Here is a 20,103-nt window from a genome sequence, read left to right on the forward strand (position 1 = left end):
CGGGTGCGCTACATCCAGGGGGCGGGTGGTCTGGGTCTGCAGGTGAGCTGGCAGGGGCCGGGCGTAGCCAAGCAGGAGATCCCCGCCAGTGTGCTGGCTCATGTGGGGGTAAGCTGTGAGTACACGGCCATGGCCAGCAGCAGCGGTCCGGTAGTGGTGGGTCAGAGCCTGCAGCTGTCGGCCAACGCGGTAGCGGGAGCTACTTACCGCTGGAGCGGTCCCAATGGCTTCAGCAGTAGTGAGCAGAACCCGGTACTGGGGGCTGTGAGTCTGTCACAGGCGGGCAGCTACACGGTGACCATCACGCGCAATGGCTGTAGTGTCAGTGGCAGCACAGCAGTACAGGTGAACCCGGTAGTGGTGTCCTGTGAGTTTAGTGCGAGTGCCACGGTGAGCAACAGCAGTCCGGCCTGCAACACGCCGGTGCAGCTGACGGCCGCCTGCAGCGGAGCCGACTGCGCGGGGGTGAGCTACAGCTGGACGGGGCCTAATGGCTACAGCGGCAGCGGGCCGAGCGTATCGGTGGTACCGCCTGCGGTGAGTGGCACCTACACCTATACGGTGAGTTTGAGCCGCAGTGGCTGTGCGGTGCGCACGGCCCAGGTGAGTGTGACGGTGGGCAACTGCGGGGGTGGCCNGTGTCTGTTTAGTGCAAGTGCCACTGTAAGTAACAGTGCTCCAGACTGTAACACACCGGTGCAACTGACAGGCAGTTGCACCGGGGCGGACTGCGCGGGGGTGAGCTACAGCTGGGCAGGTCCAAACGGCTACAGCGGCAGCGGGCAGAATGTATCGGTGGTACCACCTACGGTGAGTGGTACCTACACCTATACGTTAACTGCCCGGCGCAATGGTTGCGCTGACCAGGTCACTACGACGAACCTGAATGTCAGTAACTGCTCTACTGATCCGTGTTTTCCGGTTAACGTTTGCATTGAGTCGGAGAGTTTAACAGGAGGGAAAAACCTAACGTATGACCCACTTGCGTCAGGTGGAGTCCTGGTGGCTGGTTTCGGACTTCCAACTAACTATTTACAATACGAAGTGAGCATACCGACTGCTGGTAGCTATACCCTTATCTTACGGTATAAAACGCAGAATTACCCAACCGCATCGATCATAGTAAATGGCGGTATTGTACAGTCTGTTCCGTTGAACCGGGTTAATTCCGCTATGCCTTATCGGGAGGCCCGTCTCCTGCTGACTTTAAAAGAAGGTAATAACACGATTCGTATTCAGGGAAGCAACGATGGTAGTTTTGACCAGGACCGGATTTGTATTGTCTCCGCCTTTTCCATCAATGCTCAGTCAACAGTCCTGACACCAGGTTGCGGTACTAAGGTAAGCCTGAAGGCGATCTGTGGTGGAGGAGATTGTACTGGCGTGGTTTATCGCTGGAGCGGACCTGATGGTTTTTCTCAGGTGGGCAATGAAGTCACAGCAACAACACCAGCCGCAAACGGTACCTACCTGTATATGGTTACTGCCACCAAACAAGGTTGCAGTGAACAGACCGCCAGTGTAACGTTAAGCGTATTGGTAAAGGATTGTCCCAGCGTAGGCAATTACCAGTATTTAGGTAGGGTTGGTACCAACCGGGAGAACATAAACATCGCGAAGAATTATAAGGATAATGTTTGCTATGTTTCAGATGTTTCGAATTTTAAATCCGTGCCGGGCTATAATACGCTCTACTTTATCAATGATATTTTCGTAGGCTTTGCTCTTGACAACTATGCATTACCAATAAATGCTAAATATGTCATTGACAAAATAATTACGAAATCAATGCCGTCTGGTCCGTACCCGAGAGTCAATGACTGGTGGTACGCTGGTGGCGACCCGAGCTGGATTTATAGCTCTAATCAGGAGATTATCAGTACGTATAATCCGTATGTGCCTTTCAAGGGTGAAGAGTCTATCGACGGAAATAAAGGAATTCTCTTACCCCGAAATGAGCTATGGCTTGTTAACACGAACTCCTGGAATTCGCAGGCTGTCAAAGATGCTCCGGCAAAAGCATTGCCATCCGACAAACTATACGGTGGGTATCAGCAGGATGCAAAATCAGTCCTGAGTGAGTATTATTCAAGAGGGTGGAACGCATTTGGTCTCAAGCGGCATATACCGTTGAACAGGCCTGAAGAAACGGTTCCGGATGCCATGTTTCAATCTATGCCCAATGCAGTTGATTTTTGGAACACTATACCCAATGAGCCACGTTCGATCAATGTTACCTATGAGCAGGGCAGGCGTGCAGCGGAGAAGTTAGGAACTCGGTTCGCCGGGATACAGCTTGATCAGATGCGTGAAGATACTGATCCACAATATCCTTCGATATTGGGTCCTGGTTACTTTGGACTATATGAGCGATTACGGGAGATATTTCCGGGTGCCAAGTATTTTGGCGTATATGGGCAAATGGACATCCGCTACCAGGCAATCGCAGAAAATTTTAGATCCAGAAACGGAAGCGAACGGGCTCCGTTGCATCCTGATTACAAAAACCGGTATATTTCGCAGGATGAAGCCCGCAGAAAAAGCGATGGAAGCATGGATGACTTCTACCAGGGCCGGGTAAATAACAAAAGTTATTCAGATATAGGCATGGAGCAGCTGATCCAATTGTACCCGTTCTATGCGAATCAGGTTGATCTGCCTTATATTAAAATGCATGAAATGGATGTCATGTTAAAGCAGGATCCTAACAGGCGGCCTATGGGGTATTTCTGGGCTTATCGTGAATTTGTTGGGAATGGCGCCGGAGCTCCTTTTGTCTCCTGGGAACACGAGACGACAAATCCAGTGGGCCGGGTTTTACGGGATGCCCATCAGTCTCACGGTACAACGGCGTTCGAGGTATTCGTCTTTGATATGATGGTCCGTGGTCAGGGGGCTATCTCCTTCAACAATGCTGTTAACCAGGTTGATGATCCGAATGCCATTCCGGTTAACGATGTTGGACATATTGCGAACCAGTTTTTCCCGGGTTCAGGTGGCTCCAATTATTTCCCCTACAGACAAATAGGAAATTATAATAAACCGCACGCTCCTCTGTTAAATTTCGATATTGCGCATCAGGCAAGAGACAAAGCCCTACGGGTCTTTGATTACCTGGGCACAACTAAACCGGAGTGGCGGTACGCAAAGTATTCACTGGACGGGGGTAACTTTTGGCGGGAGGTTCCGGCCGATGGGAGTGCTGTTCTGCAGCACGCGAATGATTACAAGCCAATGGCCATGATTCTTCGGAATCCTACCAACGCAAAACAAGTGATCTGGGCGGTGGACCCCTACTGCCAGCCGAATGCAGAGCAAAAAATAACGGTTGAAATTACGCCGGGCAGAAACATCACCATTCCTCTCGTTGGGAACGCACTTCACGTAGTGCTGGTCAATCTGATGCCGGAATAAGGGCGTTGGGTCTGCCTTTTCATAGAAGAAGCCGGGACCTAAGCCCGGCTTCTTCTTTTTGGTATATCCTGCCTAACGTTAACCGATCCAGACTGACCAATCAGTACAAGGGGGACAGACAACGATGACCAGGATACCCCTGATTAGGCATTAATGGCTTCCAGAACTATCGCACAGGCCCGTCGTATCTCTGTTTCGGTAATAATTAAGGGCGGGGCTATACGCATGGAGTTGTTGCAGAAGAGAAACCAGTCGGTAATGACGCCACAGCCGGTCTGCCCCCGTTCGATAGCCCGGTCAATGATGGGCTTAAGGATTTCAAATGACTCGAATTCAGCCGCCAGCATCAGGCCCTTGCCTCGTACTTCTTTAATAGCCGGGTGAACCAGTAGTTGACGGAACAATTGCCCTTTGGCTTCGGTAGCTTCATGTAGTTTGTTGTCCAGGATAGTCTGCAGCGTAGCCAGCGACGCGGCACAACTGACCGGATGTCCACCGAAGGTGGTAATGTGACCCAGAATTGGGTTGTTCCTGAACACCGCCATTAGCTCAGGCGAACTGACAAACGCACCAATCGGCATTCCACCCCCCATCCCTTTAGCGCAGACTACCACATCCGGTTCTATTCCAAAGGCCTCAAACGCCCAGAAGGTACCGGTACGCCCGAAGCCGGTTTGTATTTCATCAAAAATCAGTAAAGCGCCCACATCGGAACACCGCTCACGCACGGCTTGCAGGTAAGCGGCATCCGGTACCCGAACACCCGCTTCACCCTGAATAACTTCCATAACGACGGCGGCCGTACGGCAGGTGATGTGTTCGAGGTCTTCCACGTAGCCATGGCGAATGTGCCGAATACCAGGCAGGAGCGGGCGGTAGTTTCGCTTAAAGTCTTCGCTGCTACCCAGTGATAACGCCCCCTGGGTAGAGCCATGGTAGGCATTGAAGCAGGAAATCAGCTCGTTCCGACCGGTATAGCGTTTGGCCAGTTTCATGGCCCCTTCAATGGCTTCTGTCCCGGAATTTGAAAAATAAACGTTGGATAGGGAAGGCGGCAGGGTCTGAGCCAGGGCGTGGGCCAGTTGCACTTGCGGGCTCTGGACAAACTCGCCGTATACCATCAAGTGCATGTATTTCTCTAACTGCTCCTGAATAGCCCCTAGGACATTTAGATGCCGGTGACCAACGTTGCTGACGCCAATGCCCGAAATTAAATCGATATACTGCTGTCCGCCAGTGCCGTACAGATAAACGCCTTCGGCACGTTCGATCTCCAGCGCCAGTGGAAAATCGGACGTTTGAGCCACGTGCTGGAAAAAGAGTTGACGTTGAGTAATATGTTCCATCGACAAAAATAAATCTATAAATTACGGCAAATCACTCCGGCTAATTCACAAACGTATGTTCAGAGCGCACCTCATCCTTGTAGTATTATTAACCGGCTTATTGAACTGTAAAAAATCAACCGATAATTCGGTTGAAGCGGAGTGTCGGCCGCCTGCGTTGCTTACTGCTCAGGCCACCTGCGAAACCAACTATCCGGGAGTTCTGCTACAGTCTGCCAATTATGTAGCCAGTGATCAAACCCAATTCATATATTATGTTTACCCGCAGCAGGATACCCTTTCCAACAATGTATCTACCACCGCCAACAGTTGGGCTAATGCCTCCAGCGACCGCATTGTTGTGCCCGAAACCGCAATGGGCAACGCTCCGAAGTTTGTGGCGCAGGTCACTGTAAATTGTCAGGGGAAAATACTTTTTTCGCGCTATTTTGCTTTCGTAAAAAGGCCGGTTGGAACTTCGACCTGTTTTCGTTGGGTACAGCAGAATCGGTAGGCGAATTCCGAAAAGGGAAAGCCGTTCCCATCACTACTACGGTTCAAAATAGCAGATAGAGCCGCCAACCCAGTCGAAATCCTTGTTAAAGCGGACACCGATCATTTCGCCCCGGCTCAGGCGGCTGAGGTTGGTTAGCAGCAGCGGTCTGGGTTCGCGTTTGTGCCAGATAAACAGCAGGCGGATTTCACACTTGATGAGGCTGCCGTCGGCTGCCAGAACTACGGGTTCGTACTGTACCTTCCGTTGCAACAGGTAGTTGGGTCGTTCGGCTTCGGGAATGGCATCCAGATCGGAGGGGGTGATGTTGAGTTTCACGCCACTGCCGGCAAACGAATACAACGGCTTGAGCACATACTGGCTCAGGTCTTCCGGGTACTGTGGCAGCGTGTGCAGGTAGTAACTGGCCGGCACATACGGACTGTTCAGCAGAGGCAGTGTAAATTTACTAACGCGGAAAAACCAGTTCGGGTGCCCGATCCATTCCACCTCCACATCATCGGTTAGTTTGAACTCCGTCTGCAGATCCGGCATTTGCTCCAGTTCATCAAAGATCAGCCGGTTGTAAATCTTTTTGATGTGGATCTGCCGGCCGTTTTTTTCGTAATAAAGCTGCCGGCCGTTTTTCCGGATTTTGGTGAGGCATACCGGCTCTACACCCAGATAGCGTTTCGTCAACTCAAAATCGATCCGGGTTTTTTGCTTCTCCGGATAGATCTCCAGCAGAATTACTTCTTCCGGGTCGCAAAGGCCAACGATCCGCCGGCGCAAATGCTCCAGGTACGTTTGGTTGCTGTCGACATTGAACAAGTGTGAGAAGTTCTCCGGAATCGGGAAGAACGTCCGGTACATCTCCGAAATATAGGGTTGAAACCCAAACAGCGAGGGGAAGCCTTGCAGCTCAATCAACAGAGGGGTAAGCTCGCCTTGTTCGTCGCGGCAGACGGCAAAGTCAATCGCCAGAAATGCCGGATGCTCGTCTTCGTTAGGGACAAACTGATGGGAAGGAATGGCCCGGTCCGTCAGTTCTTTGTAATCTTCCCGCGTCAGGACTGCCACAATATCATCGCAGGCAGCAATCAGCTTCTCTTTGAAAAAAGCTGGAACAAATACCGGTGTCTCAGCCACACGGAAGTCCAGCAGGCCCGGCAGGTCAGCATGAACAGCGTCTAAAAAAGCCCGGTATTGCTCCGGGCTAAAGGCTTGATTGTAGTCGTCTCGAACAGATGCAATCATGAGTTTCCAGCGATTGTCAAATAAGGTTATCAGGCAGAGTGCCGCTTGTCTTCCAGATTGATAATAGGCTCGAACCGGGTGACTCGGGTCTCCTCCGGATGGGCCGCCAGTGCATCCAGCGCGTGCCGCAGAAACGACGGCAGGATCACCGACTCCGTCAGCTCGATCTTGTTCGGGTCCTGCAGCGAATGCACCATATCGTAGTACTTTTCTTCGCTGTAGTTCTCAATGATCTGGTTCTTCTTCTCGTCGGTCATGAAGTACCGCAGCATACCCTCGCCGTCGGCCTCCGGGTGAAACTGCGTACCAAAGATTTCGTCGGAGAAGCGAATGGCCATCACCGCCCGTTCCAGGTTGACATGCGGGCGGATTTTCTCCAGACACAATACTTTTGCCCCGATTTCTTCAATCCTGTCAAAGTTCGGCTCCGTCAATTGGTAATCCCGCGAGTCCACCGCGTAGAATGGTTCCGGCAAAGCCCGAAAATACGATTCCGAGTTACCCTCGTCGGTCTTGTGCATCGGAAAAATACCAAAGGAAGTAGATTTTCGTTTACTGACGGTACCGATTCCCAGATGCCGCGCAACCAGTTGAAACGAGTGGCAGATCAGAAAGAGATACTTCTTATGCTCGTGGCAGCGGTTATGCTGAAAAAGCCGGTCGATCAAATCGAAGTACCGGGTTTCCCAGGGTTCATCGGACGGCAGCGGACTACCCGGCCCGCCGGTCGAGATAAAGATGTCGTAATCCAGATTGGGCAACTCGTTGTTGGCCCGAACGTTAAAGACGTGGAAGGTCAGGTTGTAATGGCCTTTTCCTTCTACCCTCCGGATCAGTTGCAGAATACAGCGCATCCCCTCGTTGGGTACGTTGTTGTACATGTCCAGAACGGCAATTTTTATTGGCTTCATGCTAAAATAACTACCTCAGTCCGAAAGAAGTTTCCTGGACAATATAGTCCACTACCTTGGTCAGATCCTGCGTTTGATTGTACACACTTAATTGCCGGTCGGCACCGGTTCCCATCTCCAGTATGTTGTTCAGGTACTCAACTTCATGGCGACTGCCGAGGTCATCGACCACATCATCCACAAAATCGAGCAGCTCCTGCGCCAGGTGGTGGTACGGTACTTCCTGCTGTTTACCGAAATCGATCAGCTTGGCTTCGATACCGTAGCGGGCTGCCCGCCACTTGTTTTCGTTGATCAGAATCCGGCGGTAGGGCCTGAAGTTCAGGTTCTGACGGTGCAGTTTGTGAATCTTAGCCACCAGGGCCTGCATCAGCGCGGCCAGGCAAATGGTTTCGTCCACCCGCATCGGCACATCGCAGATCCGGAACTCGATGGTGTCGAAGAACGGATGCAGGCGGATGTCCCACCAGATTTTCTTGCCGTTGTCGATACAACCCGTCTTCACCAGCAGGTTGATATACTCATCATACTCCGCTGCCGATGAGAAAAAGTCGGGGATACCTGTTCTCGGGAATTTGTCGAATACTTTGGAGCGGTACGACTTAAATCCCGTATTACGCCCGCACCAGAACGGCGAGTTAGTCGATAAGGCGTAGATATGCGGCAGGAAATACCGCACGGCATTCATGATCTGCACGCCCTCGTTCCGGCTTTCGATACCGACATGTACGTGCAGACCGAAAATCAGGTTTGAACGGGCTACATCACGCATCTCGTCGATCAGCTTATCATACCGCTCGTTTGGGGTGATGAGCTGCGCCTGCCAGTCCGAGATTGGGTGGGTGCCGGCGGCCGCCAGCTTAAGGTTCTGGTTATCGGCCAGATCCAGAATCATCTTCCGGAGGTAGGTTACTTCCTGCCGGGCCTCCTGAATATTTTTACAGATATTGGTGCCCACTTCAACCACCGCCTGGTGCATCTCCGCTTTAACCCGCTCCTGGAGAATTATTTCGCCACCCTCTACAATTTTCGACATGTGGGAACGCAATTCGCGCGTTTCCGGATCGATTGTCTGAAACTCCTCTTCAATTCCTAACGTGAAAACAGGCATATATGCAGCGGTTAAGAGGCAGATGTCTTCTTTTTTCCTTTGGGCTTAGCCGCTTCGGGGGCTGTTTCGGGCTGAGCCGTAGGGGCAGGTGCCGAGGCAGTTGTTAAGCCCTGTCCCTGGGTCGAGTTCCGTATGAATGTGCCCCAGGTGAGGTTGCTCTGGCCTGGTTTATGCGCTCTGGCGCGTTCGATGGCGTAATTGGCGGCCGTCTCCACAACCCAGTCGAAATTCTCCTGGCCTACCGAGTATATGTCCGCATCCGGAGCCGGGTTACCGAAGTCAATGGCGTACGGGATACCGTCGCGAACGGCAAACTCCACGGTGTTGAAGTCGTAGCCAAGTGCCATGTTCAGTTTCAGGACGTAATCCGTTACCGTCGCCATCAGCTTTTTGCCGGCCGGGCCGGTGGTTTTCGGCTCGGTTGCGTAGCGCAGGTGGTGGGGGTTGCGCGGTTCGTAGGGCATAATCCGTACGTCTTTACCGCCGATGCAGTAGCAACGGAAGTAATCGTCGAACTCAATAGCTTCCTGATACAGCATGACCAATTGATTAGTCTCGTCGTAGGCTCGGAAAAATTCTTCAGCGTTGTTCAGTTTATACACGTGTTTCCAGCCTCCGCCCGCGTGGGGTTTCATGAATGCCGGAAAGCCGATGTGCTGGAAAATGGCATCCCAGTTCATCATCTGCAGGTTTCGGAACGACTTCTCGTTGGTATCGTCCGGCCGGTCTTTCGAAGGCAGCAGTACGGTTTTCGGCACCGGCACGCCTACCTGAACCGCTACGGCATTATTGAAAAATTTTTCGTCGGCGCTCCACCAGAATGGGTTGTTGATGACGGCTGTACCAGTTATGGCGGCATTTTTCAGATAAGCCCGGTAGAAGGGAACATCCTGCGAAATACGGTCGATGATAACGGCGTAGTCGGTCGCCACAGCCTGCTCTACCTGCGGGATGCTGACGAATTCAGCGACGATATCGCTCTGCTTTTTCTCGTTGATGCGGTCGATAAAGGCCTGGGGAAAGGTGTTTTCCTGTCCGAAAAGGATTCCGATTTTTTTCATAGGGTGAAGTGATTCAAAGCAACGTTTTGAGATGATGTTCCATATGGGCAATATAGTCCTCAATCAGCCAGGACAGGGTTGAGGTAGTACCGTTGCCCAAAAGTATTGAATTCTGCAAAGCTTGTTCCGGTAACTGCCCGACAACATATAAAATCTGCGTGTTTAGCGCTTGCCACAGTATAAGCAGGTGAGCCAGTGGAAGCTGCTGGTACTGATTTACCAGGACCAGATTATCCTGGTCATAACGTAGAATAGGATACGGTTGTTGGGAAAACGGGACTTCGGTGATTCGCTTGAGGTTGTTTACCGCCGAATCAATCAGATGACCTAACGCTTCTTTTTTCGACCATTTGCCGGCTAGTTTTAGCGTCAATTCCTCGTCGGAAAAGCGGCTCAGCCGTTCAGGGACATCGCTCAGGCGGGCACGCAGCCACGTAAGGGCAGCGGGGAGGTTACTGTCGGCAGCTGTATAGGTAGTTATCTGATTCATTCCGGCGGATAGTTATTCAATCAAAGACAGGTAATGCGGAAACATTTCGCGCCAGACGGGCCAGTCGTGTTCGCCCCACGGCCGCACATCCAGCCAGTGCGGAATGCCCTTTTGGTTCAGGATATCTGACATCCGGTGGTTTTCCGGCCGGCAGAAATCATACGCCGACGTACCCAGCACAATCTTCATTTGGTAAAAGTGATCGTTATGGGCATTTGGTATATAATCAGGTGGGTTGTTGAAGTAAACGTTTTCGTCATAGTACCCATTCATAAACGAGCGGATGTCAAAGGCCGCGCCCATTGAAAACAGATACGCCACCTGGTCGGGGTGGCGGAAGGCAAAGTTCAGCGCCTGAAAGCCACCAAAGCTGCACCCGCCCACGCCGATTTTACCGACATGGCACTCATGCTGAATAGACGGAACCAGTTCTTCGCACAGAAACCGGTCATATACCGTGTGGTTGTGAATCCGGATGGATGGGTGGAGGTGTTTGGCGTACCAGCTATCCCGGTCGATGCTATCAACACAGTATAGTTTTACTTTGCCGGTTTCAACAAACCAGCGGACACTTTCAATGAAGTTGAAATTCTTGTACTCATAGTAGCGACCCATCGTGGTTGGGAACAGCAGAATGGGGTAGCCCCAGTTGCCGTACACCAGCATTTCGATGTCGCGGCCGAGATGATGGGAGTAAAATCGACGGTATTCTTCGTGCAAAACGATAAAGTTTAGGTAAAAACTGTTGACTAACTGGGGTGAAAATTACGAAAAAATAGAAAAGTACACCGGGATATAGGCGGCAAACTTTAACTTTGGCTACCACATACACCGGCATGTTTCATTTATTTCTCTTGTTTTTTTATCTAATGAACACCCCAGCGGCCAGGCCTGCTTCTTCTTCAGTACCCACCTCCAGGGCATCCGTAACGGTTGTTCGTGATACGTCTCTCGTCTCTGTTCCGCTGAATCGACCCGTTACCTTAGACATAATTCTGCCGCCCGATTACGAAACATTTAAGGGTGATCTGCCGGTTCTTTACCTCAACGATGGTCAGGATCTGCCCCGGCTGCGGATGACTGAAGTGCTGGATTCGCTGTACCAGCAAAGCGCTCTGCCACCGTTTGTGCTGGTAGCCATTCACGCCGGCGACCGGATTCAGGAGTACGGCACGGCCTCCCAGGCAGATTACATGCACCGGGGCAGCAAAGCCGGTCAATACACCGATTTTGTGCTGACCGAACTGCTGCCTTATATCCGAAAACACTACCGGGTAACCACCGATCCGGCCAAGGCGGTCTTTGCCGGGTTTTCGCTGGGCGGGCTCTCTGCCTTCGATCTGGCCTGGCACCATCCCGATCGTTTTAGTAAAGCCGGCGTATTTTCCGGGTCGTTCTGGTGGCGCAAAAAAGGCCTTGATGACGGTTATACCGATGCCGACCGGATTATACACGGGCTGGTGCGGACGGGAAAAGCCGACAAGCGGCTTCAGTTCTGGCTGCAGACCGGAACCCTGGACGAAACCAGCGACCGCGACAACGATGGCGTCATTGATTCAATCGATGATACTCTTGACCTGATTGCCGAACTGGAGCGGAAGGGATACCGGTGGGGCCGGCAAATTCGTTACGTGGAGGTAAAGGGTGGACACCACAACCAGGAAACGTGGTCACAGGTAATGCCGGATTTTCTACGCTGGGCTTTTGAGGTCCCGAAATAAATACCATAAACCATATATGCTCAACTTTGTAAACCTGTCAGTAGCGATCTTATTGTCATTAATAGCTTGCAGGACCGACAGCCCAAAACGAACCAACGATACAGCGGCTAAACAATCGGTGCAAACCCGGCCTGCTCAGGCCAGAACGGCCGTCGCCATTCCCGAATCGGAAGGACCACTGTCCGGGAAGGGGCAGATAGGCTATACCCGTATTCTGACGCGCCGGATGACCGACCGGAAGGGGAAAATTGGCAGAAACCAACTGCCGGAAAACAGCTATTATTCCCCGAATTACTCCTTCTATATTCCCTTCGGTATTCCGGGCGTAAGCATTGATGACTGGAAAAAACAGGGGTACAATAAATTTGACATAACGATGGTGCTGGCTGATGTAGACGCTGGCCGCACAAAAACCGGTGAGATTACTTATTACTTAGTTGAGCAGGGGGTAATTCCGGATGATTTACGAGGCTGGGCATTCTTTTACCATCCTATTGACGTAATTGGTCAGCGGCTCTGGGAGTTCAGCAAGGTCGACCCCAGGGCATCCATGGTGATTCCGGATATTGAATTTACTAACATCTGGGCCTGGACAGGTATGCCGGCTAATACCTGGAACGCCATCCGCAACCAGACGACCCGGTGCGAAATTGACGGCAAAACAAGAACGTTTCAGCAGTTGCGTGATGCCGGCCTGGAACTACCGGAGATCCACCAGCGCTGGATCAACCGGAGTATTCTTTTGCGGGAAATTATTAAAGGCGTAGTGCCGGGCATGAAGTATAGCGTTGGAACAGCCATTTTCCAGGGAGTACCGGATGGACGAATGGCCGCAAACATGACGATTCCCTTCACCGATGCCCGGAGTAATATCCGTAACTGGACAGGCCGGAATGACGATAAACTGACCTTCACAGCGCACGGAAAGCCAATAACCGTAACGATACCGAAAGGAGAAAATCTGTTCAGTGGGGAAGATGTGCATTGGGATTATGATTACCCGCAAACGGTGGATATGCTGGAGTCGGACTACAATGATATTTTCGTTCATAAAAAGCCCGGTACCCAGACCAATATGTATCTGTGGTCTAAAATACTGCCAGCTCATACGGGGGCTTACATAAAAGCCCGGTGGCAACTGATTCGTAAAGTAATGCGGGCCAACGGCTTAAACCCCAACATACCCATTGTTCACATGGCCGAAATGCAGGCTGAGGGTAACGAGTCGGTAGCGATTGTTGGACCAAACCGTTCGTTTATCCGGGTTGCGAATGGCCGGTTGCCCTACGCCGATATTGTGCTCCCGGCCGGACAGGATCGGCCAAAACTGGCCTTGTCTCCGGACTACCAGTATTCAGTGGGCATCTGGCATCGATTCCTGAACAAATACGGCGGCAATTACTTCTTTAATGCCCCCCATACAGTTGCGTTGAACGGCAGTTATTCTCCCTATAACCAGCATCTGCACTGGGTAGATGCCCGACTGCAGGCCAGGGAAGATATGCAGCACCTGGAGCAGTTCATCGACAATTCGACGTTAGTAGAGGACCCGGAGGTACTGGAGCAGGGTAAATCAAAATGGGAGGCTTATGACGGGGTTCAGGCTTACAACCGGTCCTCTGGGGTAAATCACCCGCCCCGTCCGGCCTACAGCTTACGCCATTGGACCAGCAATGGAAAGACCTGGGTCGTCATTGTGGGTTCGTTTCCGCAGGCGACCACTCAGAGCCGTACGGACAAAATACGGCTGCCGGATGGTGGCCTTGGCGGAGCTATTTTTGAGGTGACGCTGACCGGTCCTACCGCGCATCTGATTGAGTTTACGTTACCGGCCGGCGGTGATGCCAAAACGTACGGGGGAGGGGCGGTTCTTGACCCTGAATTGATGGTACCAGGTTATGGAGGGCATACGGTTATTGACCCGAATACGCCTTTACTGACCCCGGCTTCGGCCAATGTTCGGCGTAGATGAGTGGTTAACTCAAAAGCCTGTAAACCTGACTAACGCCACCAGGGTTGCTGCCAGCGTTTGTTTTACGCTGGCCTTTTCTGATTGTGAACGCCGGCCTCTACGCCAGAAGATAAACCCGGCCAGACTTGAAAAAATAACGAATACAAACGCAACCGTGATCCAGGAACTCCCTGAATCTGATAAAATTAGTGGATCGGTATCGCCCAATAAAATATAGGCTGCCCATAGCGTTGGATACGCTTCTTCCGGACTGGCCGAGTTCAGATAATCTAGTTTAGCCTGCTGCAAAGCTTTGTCCTTTGGGAGGCCATCGACCAGGTATTTGTGAAATAGATGAGTAATTCGGTAGGTAGCATTATCCTGTACACTCCACAGCGTTGTCACGATACTCGGAATTCCCAGCATGGCGAAGCCGCGGGCCAGGCTGAAAACGCCTTCGCCTTCCTGATTGGCGCCAATGCCTGTTTTGCAGGCTGATAAGACCACAAGTTCGGCGTTCAGCGAATCCGTTCGCTGTAGTTGAGATAATGGTAATGCCGCGTCGGCAAAGTAAAGGACCGGCTCACGACCCAGACTATCGGCATCGGCATGCGTCAGAAACTGAATAACCTGGTAACCGCTGAACTCCTTCAGGAAATTTGACTTAATCGCTTCGGGGCCCGTAAGGACCGTTGCCGAATTGAACAGGCGGCTAATGGCCTTCAGCGTATCATCCGATCCGGCCAGGGTTACCTGATTAAGTGCGCTGTGGTAGCGTACGGGTGCCAGTCCCAAAAAATCTTTTCGCGCTGAAACCTGCCTGTCTGACTTCTTTAAAAGCAGATTGGCTGAGTAGGCGTAACTAAACGCATAGTGGCGGACCAGAAAGTCTTCCTGAGTGGCAGACCGACTTAATAATTCCAATGGCTGTAAAAAGCCGTCGGTCGACACAATGACGCTTTTGGTGGATAGATGCAACGGGTCGACCAACTCCTGATAAAGCTGATTGCCGTAGAGGAGGACGTTCCGGTAATCCTGTTTGGTAGGAGCGGATTTAGTTAAGAGGGGGGTGAGTGCTGCCAGCGCTACCTGGTATTGATGAACAGGTTTCCTGAACAACTGTGCCGTATCAGCAGTGACTGCCAGTATATACAAATTAGTTATGTCGACGAAATAAGAGACAAAACTAGCCGAGTGCCGACGTAGCCATTTTTGTAAGGTGTCCAGGGTAGGCACCGAGTTATCGTATTTGTACTGGTAGTACGCCGGATTGGTATTTTCCAGACCTTTTCGAAAAGTCGTTAGGTTGAGTTGTTCGCGTTCAAGTTGCTGCTGAATAGGCTGATAGCCTGCCTGACCGGTTCGTTGTTGGGCCAGTTCTTTCTGCAAATTGCCAATACGTTCCTGAATACCTTTCTCCGCACGTTGTTGCGACTCCGATAGCCGCTGCCGGGCACCCAATTCGTTTAGTTTGTCGGCCAGCATTACCGCTTTGCTTTTCTCAAAGAAATAAAAGGCCTGCTTTGCATCGCCCAGCAAATAAGAGGTTTCAATGGCTTGTTGATACAGCTTGCGCGTTTTCTTCCGCCAGAATAATTTAACCTGATCATCGGTATGATCCCATCGCATCAGGTCAACCATTTCCGAAGCGAGCTTATAGGTGTTAAGGGCCTGCTCCAGATGGTGTTTGTTTTCTGATGTTTTGTAATAGTCCAGCCAGGTTTCTGCCTTATCCAGGATTAGCGTAAGCAATACCTGCCTGCGAAGAACCTGTCGGATTGATTTGGGCGGGGGGTTATCCAGCATCGATTTTCCGGTGAACCCAATTGGTAGACTTTGCAAACCCCGCTGGTAGTCGGAGATTGCCTGATCAAATTTGCCGACCTTCCACCAGCAGGCACCGAGGTTATCAAACAACTGCGCCCGACTGTAGGGGTTTGTCTGAAGGGCAAGGGCATGTTGATTATAAGCTATGGCTTTTGGGTATTCTTCATTCTCGTAATAAAAAAAGCCGATGTTTGTCAGGATAGTTGCTTCTAGACTGGCATCCCCCCGGCAGTATTTTAATGCTTTCTGGTAAGCGGCCAGGGTTGCCGGTGCGTTCGCCAGCGTAGCTTCAACGTCACCCAACAGCAGGTAATATTTGCTTAGTTGAAGATGGTCGCCCGAGGTATTGGAATGGGTTATAGCCTCCTTGATGGTAATGCCGGCCTCTTTAAACTTTCTTAACGCAAGCAGTGCATTTGCTTTTTCGCGTAATAACATGGCCGCCTTTTCGGGGGCTTTTAGGTGGGCAACCAGTTGGAGACCCTTATCGCTGAGTTCGATTGTCTTATTATAGTCACCTTTGACATAATAAAGCCAGGCCAGATAAGCATAAGCACTTAGGTGAACACCAGCATTTGCTGGTGCCAGGGAAATTATCTGAGACAAGGTACTGATAGCGGGATCTGCTTCGCCATTGAACATTTGGGAAGATCCCAGCATAAACATAGATTGGGCCAATAGATACGCAGGGATAGGACCTTGCCTCGACTCCTTCAGCGCCTTACTGTACCAGTTGACAGCTTCGCTAAACTCGCGTTTGCTATAATGATACTGTCCTAACCAGTGCAATAACTTGATATAGGAGGTATCTTTTTTTTCCTGACATGTAATCCAGCGTTGATAAAGCTGAGTGCCAGAGGCTACCAGTTTTTGGTCGGCTACTTGTGCTGAGTGTTTTTGCAATCGCTGCCAGTCCTGCCGCACCGATGGGCATTGCGCCCATAGGTATCCGGCAGAATGGCCGCTGAGGATCAATATTAATAGTAGCCGTATCATACTGGACCTTGAGGGTGTCCATCTTCCTGCTCAATATAGAAACCCTCACGAATATGGTTCTGGAGATCGTTTTTGCGTTGCGCACCAATTCCCTCTAAAACTACGTCTTTAGGGGCCAGCCCATGTTCAAATAAGTATCGGGCTATAAGCCCACTGACAAAAGCGGTAGCATAAGAAGAGCCCTTAACCGATGGGAGTTTTGCATCATTAATTAAGGGTTCTTCAAATGCCGCGTCAGGGCCCGCGCCGATACCCACATCAACAAAAGAACTGGAGTAGTTTTCGGCTACCTCCTTTCTAGCCTGATTGTTTCGGACCGTAGTTACCGTTACCAGCGTTTCCAAGTCTTTACTGTAACAGGCTGGCCAGCGTAAATCCGGGTCTTTTAATTCAATGAACCGATTTTTATACCGGTCCCCTTCATTGCCTGCAGCATTGATAAACCAGATCCCCTTCCCTATTAATTCATTCATATAGAACGTAAAAAGGGGACTTTTGCCTTTCCTGTAGAAACCCCAGCTTGCGTTGATGATCTCCACTGCCGTCCTTTTTCTGAGAATATATTCGAAGCCACAGCATAAATCAAATAAGTTCCCTATACCATTCGCCTTAAATACCTTAAGATGAAGAAATTGCACCATATCGGGTGCTATTCTATTAATTATAGCGGCAATTCGGCTTCCGTGCCGGTTTAAATTATCGTCAAAGGGATCAGGCTGGTCGTTAACGAAATCCCACCCGATAACGTCGATTTGATCCGTATTACAAAACGGAACGTCTTGATTGATTAAGTTGGGGAGATTCGCTGTATTCGGATAGCCAAGGTGGATTCCGGTGTCCATAATGGCAACCACTTTCCGCTTGCCGTTTGGGTACGATTTGCCTTCTAATGGGCGCATCAGGTCGTCAATATTGTGTTCCTGGGGAGGATCAGGCGCACCTGGACCTTCTGGTGCTCCTGCAAGCGCAGGGTTAGGGTTTGGTGGCGGAACATCCCGATCAGGACTGTACTCAATATCGTTAGCGTTAAATTCTTCTATCTGTATTGGCGCAACTTCCTCACCAAGTTGAGCGGCTAATTTCTCGGAAAGGAGGTGTACGTTTTCAGTATCGATCCCTTCAACCAACAAGAGATTTTTATTACAATGACATCTTTCTAAGACGCGGACCTGGTGCCTTACTGCCCGGCCGTTGGCGTCTTCTCCAGTTAGGAAGAAAATATCTTTCAAACCTCTTGCGACATCATTTTCTGCCGCAAAGCGGACGATCAACTGATTTTTATACACCAGCCGGGTGGGATCTCGGGGATACCGGACAATTTTGTCTCTCTCTTCAATATGAGGGGGCAGTTCTACCAGGTCCCCCTCGTTTCTCTGATACTTGTCGTTCGCGTTCATAAAGAGTTTGAGTAAGGTTTTAAAGAGGGTTAATAACAAGTACAGTAATTTTCGAATCAGATCCATAATACGGCTTGTTAAAGGTGTTTTAGTAACTCAACAGCCTCCTGTTTACCTTCTAAGTTCTTGTCTATCACCGTCTGTAGCAATTTTTTTGCCTGGTTTTTATCCATCGGTTGTCCCCGCTTTATATAGGCCAGTGCTTCCAGGATCAAACCTGAGGTGTCTAGTAACTCGGTTTGCTGATTAAGCCGGTTAAAGTGCGTAATAGCCTTGTCGTAATTTCCCGTACGCAGGGAAACAATACCAGCGTATTTTAATGCGTCCGAATAATCTGGTTTGCTTTCGAGTAAAGCCGAGAAAATGGAATCTGCCTTGGTGTATTGTTGCTTTCGGTAGGCATTTACCCCCAGTGCAAGGCTATCGGCGGAGCCGCTCATGGATGCCGGAAGCTGATTATATTTTTGGGTAATATAGGTATCGGCCAGCTCGGTAGCCGTGGGTGGCTGATTTTGTCCCGTAAAGAAGTACCACCCTAAGCCTAAGAGCAGGAGGAGGCAGGCGGCCGCTGCGGTAGTGTAAGGCCACAGGCTTATTCGTCGGGCTGGTACCGTTTGTCGCCGGTCATTCCATTGGGTAAGCCGTTGCTCCCGACTTTCGGCTTTAGCCGCTTGCCGGGCCATCAGGTAAAAGGCAACGGCATCGGCCAGGTCAGGATCGGTTTGCAGGGACGACTCAAATCCTTGTTTTTCGTCGGCGGTTAGGCGGCCGTTGAAATAGTCGTCTATTCTTTCCAGTTTGTTCATGATTTCTTTCCTCGATAAAAGTCGCGTAATCGCTCCAGGCAACGCAGTCGGCTGGTCTTGGCTACATCCGAAGAATTATAGCCCAGGGTTTTGGCTATATCCTCATCAGTATACCCGTCGGCCCACGCCACCAGCATCTCACGGCATTTGTCACTCAGCAAACGAATTCGTTGCTGTAGTAAATCGGAGTCATACTGGTCCATCAGTCGTTGAATGGCGGGTCGGGCTTGATCGGGTACCTGCAGGATGGCATCGTCCAGCGAAAGTGTGTTGTGGATGCTACTTCGATTAGTCGCATTTTTTCGGAGGAGGTCAACACATTTATTGGTAAAAATCTGGTACACATAGGTTTTCAGGCTGGAACGACCTTCAAAGCGGCCCGTGATGATATGATCGATAACCGATAAAACGGTATCTGAATATCCGCTGGCGCAGTCTTCTTGGGAGAGCTTGTGTTTACGACTGCCGTCGTGGACCAGATACGCGTAGCGTTCGTACAAAGCGGTTTCGCTGTGCCTGCGTCGGGAACCACCTGCTTTTATCCCTTCAATAATGTCATTATCCGTTAAACGCCTGGAAAATACACCCATAGCTGCTTCTCTCTATTGAAGTAAGTTCGCAAAAACTTCATAGGATGCAAATTTTTTCGAAAAGCTGTTTCCTGAACGGTTAGTCCCCACGACAAAGCAGACATAACCACACAAATTCCTATCAATTATGACACCTCTTTTTAACCTCCGTTTAGCCCGTCAATCACGGGTTACATCAACGATCTGCCAGACCAGCCGCAATGGGCGCACAATGCTGGTAAACTCATGGGCCATTCTGGCTTTGCTATTGCTTGGTTTGCCATTTATGCTGCTTTCGCCCTCTGCTTTGGCTCAGGATGTCAATAACGGGAAGGAGAATGCCTCTCCAACTGCCGGAGCTATTCTTCTGGACCAGGAATCCGGGTTACCCCTGCGCCCTGCCGGCCTGTATTCAAATACGTTCAGTTCTAAAGACGGGTCCTGCTTATACCTGGTGTTTAGTAATCCGGACCGAGAGCGGCTTACAGTCCGGCTTGTCAACGAGAAAGGAGAAACGCTTTTCGATCAGTATACGAATGCAAAAGAGCACGCTTACCGCTTCCGGATGGACGGGATGCCGGCTGGTAATTACAAAGTGGTGGTCATTGGCCAGAGCAAAAAGATTACCCGTGACATTGCCTACAATTTCCGGCCCGGTACCTTTCAGGTTACTATGAACCAGGCGGCCACGGAAGACCCGATTGTGTTGCACCAGAAAAAACCAAAACTGCCGCAAAACAACTAATAGCTATCAGTAACCTGTGTTCAACCTTC

Annotated in this window: 14 protein-coding genes; 3 read left to right on the top strand and 11 right to left on the bottom strand. The window is 50.7% G+C overall.

Features of this window, described 5'->3' with window-relative positions; genetic code table 11:
* Positions 1 to 3,557: 3,557 nt before the first annotated feature.
* From ABD949_RS05275 to ABD949_RS05305, 7 genes are all read right to left on the bottom strand, one after another.
* Complete coding sequence (locus ABD949_RS05275; RefSeq protein ID WP_345241325.1) at positions 3,558 to 4,760, bottom strand: aspartate aminotransferase family protein; 1,203 nt, start codon at positions 4,758 to 4,760, stop codon at positions 3,558 to 3,560.
* Positions 4,761 to 5,289: 529 nt separating this feature from the next.
* Complete coding sequence (locus ABD949_RS05280; protein ID WP_345241327.1) at positions 5,290 to 6,489, bottom strand: hypothetical protein; 1,200 nt, start codon at positions 6,487 to 6,489, stop codon at positions 5,290 to 5,292.
* Between the two features lie 29 nt (positions 6,490 to 6,518).
* Positions 6,519 to 7,400, bottom strand: coding sequence for a type 1 glutamine amidotransferase (locus tag ABD949_RS05285; RefSeq protein WP_345241329.1), 882 nt, complete (start codon positions 7,398 to 7,400; stop codon positions 6,519 to 6,521).
* A 10-nt stretch (positions 7,401 to 7,410) separates the two neighbouring features.
* Positions 7,411 to 8,511: a carboxylate-amine ligase gene (locus ABD949_RS05290; protein WP_345241331.1), complete on the bottom strand. Its 1,101-nt coding sequence runs from the start codon at positions 8,509 to 8,511 to the stop codon at positions 7,411 to 7,413.
* Positions 8,512 to 8,522: 11 nt separating this feature from the next.
* On the bottom strand, positions 8,523 to 9,572 hold the full coding sequence (locus tag ABD949_RS05295; RefSeq protein ID WP_345241333.1) for an ATP-grasp domain-containing protein: 1,050 nt from the start codon (positions 9,570 to 9,572) through the stop codon (positions 8,523 to 8,525).
* Positions 9,573 to 9,585: 13 nt separating this feature from the next.
* A complete protein-coding gene (locus ABD949_RS05300) occupies positions 9,586 to 10,062 on the bottom strand; it encodes a DinB family protein (RefSeq protein ID WP_345241335.1) in 477 nt (158 codons plus the stop codon).
* Positions 10,063 to 10,074: 12 nt separating this feature from the next.
* Positions 10,075 to 10,782: an esterase family protein gene (locus tag ABD949_RS05305; protein WP_345241337.1), complete on the bottom strand. Its 708-nt coding sequence runs from the start codon at positions 10,780 to 10,782 to the stop codon at positions 10,075 to 10,077.
* A 149-nt stretch (positions 10,783 to 10,931) separates the two neighbouring features.
* Here ABD949_RS05305 and ABD949_RS05310 point away from each other — a divergent pair, with 149 nt between their 5' ends.
* Together ABD949_RS05310 and ABD949_RS05315 are read left to right on the top strand one after the other, a co-directional pair.
* Entirely contained in the window at positions 10,932 to 11,783 is an 852-nt protein-coding gene (locus tag ABD949_RS05310; protein ID WP_345241340.1) for an alpha/beta hydrolase, read from the top strand.
* Positions 11,784 to 11,799: 16 nt separating this feature from the next.
* Positions 11,800 to 13,755 carry a hypothetical protein gene (locus ABD949_RS05315; protein ID WP_345241342.1) on the top strand — a complete coding sequence of 652 codons (1,956 nt, stop codon included), beginning with the start codon at positions 11,800 to 11,802 and terminating at the stop codon, positions 13,753 to 13,755.
* A gap of 9 nt (positions 13,756 to 13,764) precedes the next feature.
* Here ABD949_RS05315 and ABD949_RS05320 read toward each other — a convergent pair whose 3' ends face one another.
* From ABD949_RS05320 to ABD949_RS05335, 4 genes are read right to left on the bottom strand one after another with little or no spacing between them, the layout of a single operon-like run.
* Positions 13,765 to 16,557, bottom strand: coding sequence for a CHAT domain-containing protein (locus tag ABD949_RS05320; protein ID WP_345241343.1), 2,793 nt, complete (start codon positions 16,555 to 16,557; stop codon positions 13,765 to 13,767).
* Complete coding sequence (locus ABD949_RS05325; protein ID WP_345241345.1) at positions 16,554 to 18,020, bottom strand: S8 family peptidase; 1,467 nt, start codon at positions 18,018 to 18,020, stop codon at positions 16,554 to 16,556. Before ABD949_RS05325 ends, ABD949_RS05320 begins: the two co-directional genes overlap by 4 nt.
* Positions 18,021 to 18,031: 11 nt before the next feature.
* A complete protein-coding gene (locus ABD949_RS05330; RefSeq protein ID WP_345241347.1) occupies positions 18,032 to 18,760 on the bottom strand; it encodes a tetratricopeptide repeat protein in 729 nt (242 codons plus the stop codon).
* On the bottom strand, positions 18,757 to 19,350 hold the full coding sequence (locus ABD949_RS05335; RefSeq protein ID WP_345241348.1) for an RNA polymerase sigma factor: 594 nt from the start codon (positions 19,348 to 19,350) through the stop codon (positions 18,757 to 18,759). The genes ABD949_RS05330 and ABD949_RS05335 overlap by 4 nt, the downstream gene beginning before the upstream one ends.
* Positions 19,351 to 19,477: 127 nt before the next feature.
* Here ABD949_RS05335 and ABD949_RS05340 point away from each other — a divergent pair, with 127 nt between their 5' ends.
* On the top strand, positions 19,478 to 20,074 hold the full coding sequence (locus ABD949_RS05340) for a DUF3244 domain-containing protein (RefSeq protein ID WP_345241350.1): 597 nt from the start codon (positions 19,478 to 19,480) through the stop codon (positions 20,072 to 20,074).
* Positions 20,075 to 20,103 lie beyond the last annotated feature (29 nt).

Source organism: Nibrella saemangeumensis (assembly GCF_039541915.1).
GTDB classification, from domain to species: Bacteria; Bacteroidota; Bacteroidia; order Cytophagales; family Spirosomataceae; genus Nibrella; species Nibrella saemangeumensis.

Excerpts from the sequence above, each read along its gene's own strand:
- ABD949_RS05290 (WP_345241331.1), bottom strand. The coding sequence starts at position 8,511 with ATGCCTGTTTTCACGTTAGGAATTGAAGAGGAGTTTCAGACAATCGAT.
- ABD949_RS05310 (WP_345241340.1), top strand. The coding sequence starts at position 10,932 with ATGAACACCCCAGCGGCCAGGCCTGCTTCTTCTTCAGTACCCACCTCC.
- ABD949_RS05320 (WP_345241343.1), bottom strand. The coding sequence starts at position 16,557 with ATGATACGGCTACTATTAATATTGATCCTCAGCGGCCATTCTGCCGGA.
- ABD949_RS05325 (WP_345241345.1), bottom strand. The coding sequence starts at position 18,020 with ATGGATCTGATTCGAAAATTACTGTACTTGTTATTAACCCTCTTTAAA.
- ABD949_RS05280 (WP_345241327.1), bottom strand. The coding sequence starts at position 6,489 with ATGATTGCATCTGTTCGAGACGACTACAATCAAGCCTTTAGCCCGGAG.
- ABD949_RS05300 (WP_345241335.1), bottom strand. The coding sequence starts at position 10,062 with ATGAATCAGATAACTACCTATACAGCTGCCGACAGTAACCTCCCCGCT.
- ABD949_RS05340 (WP_345241350.1), top strand. The coding sequence starts at position 19,478 with ATGACACCTCTTTTTAACCTCCGTTTAGCCCGTCAATCACGGGTTACA.
- ABD949_RS05315 (WP_345241342.1), top strand. The coding sequence starts at position 11,800 with ATGCTCAACTTTGTAAACCTGTCAGTAGCGATCTTATTGTCATTAATA.
- ABD949_RS05330 (WP_345241347.1), bottom strand. The coding sequence starts at position 18,760 with ATGAACAAACTGGAAAGAATAGACGACTATTTCAACGGCCGCCTAACC.
- ABD949_RS05295 (WP_345241333.1), bottom strand. The coding sequence starts at position 9,572 with ATGAAAAAAATCGGAATCCTTTTCGGACAGGAAAACACCTTTCCCCAG.
- ABD949_RS05285 (WP_345241329.1), bottom strand. The coding sequence starts at position 7,400 with ATGAAGCCAATAAAAATTGCCGTTCTGGACATGTACAACAACGTACCC.
- ABD949_RS05335 (WP_345241348.1), bottom strand. The coding sequence starts at position 19,350 with ATGGGTGTATTTTCCAGGCGTTTAACGGATAATGACATTATTGAAGGG.
- ABD949_RS05275 (WP_345241325.1), bottom strand. The coding sequence starts at position 4,760 with ATGGAACATATTACTCAACGTCAACTCTTTTTCCAGCACGTGGCTCAA.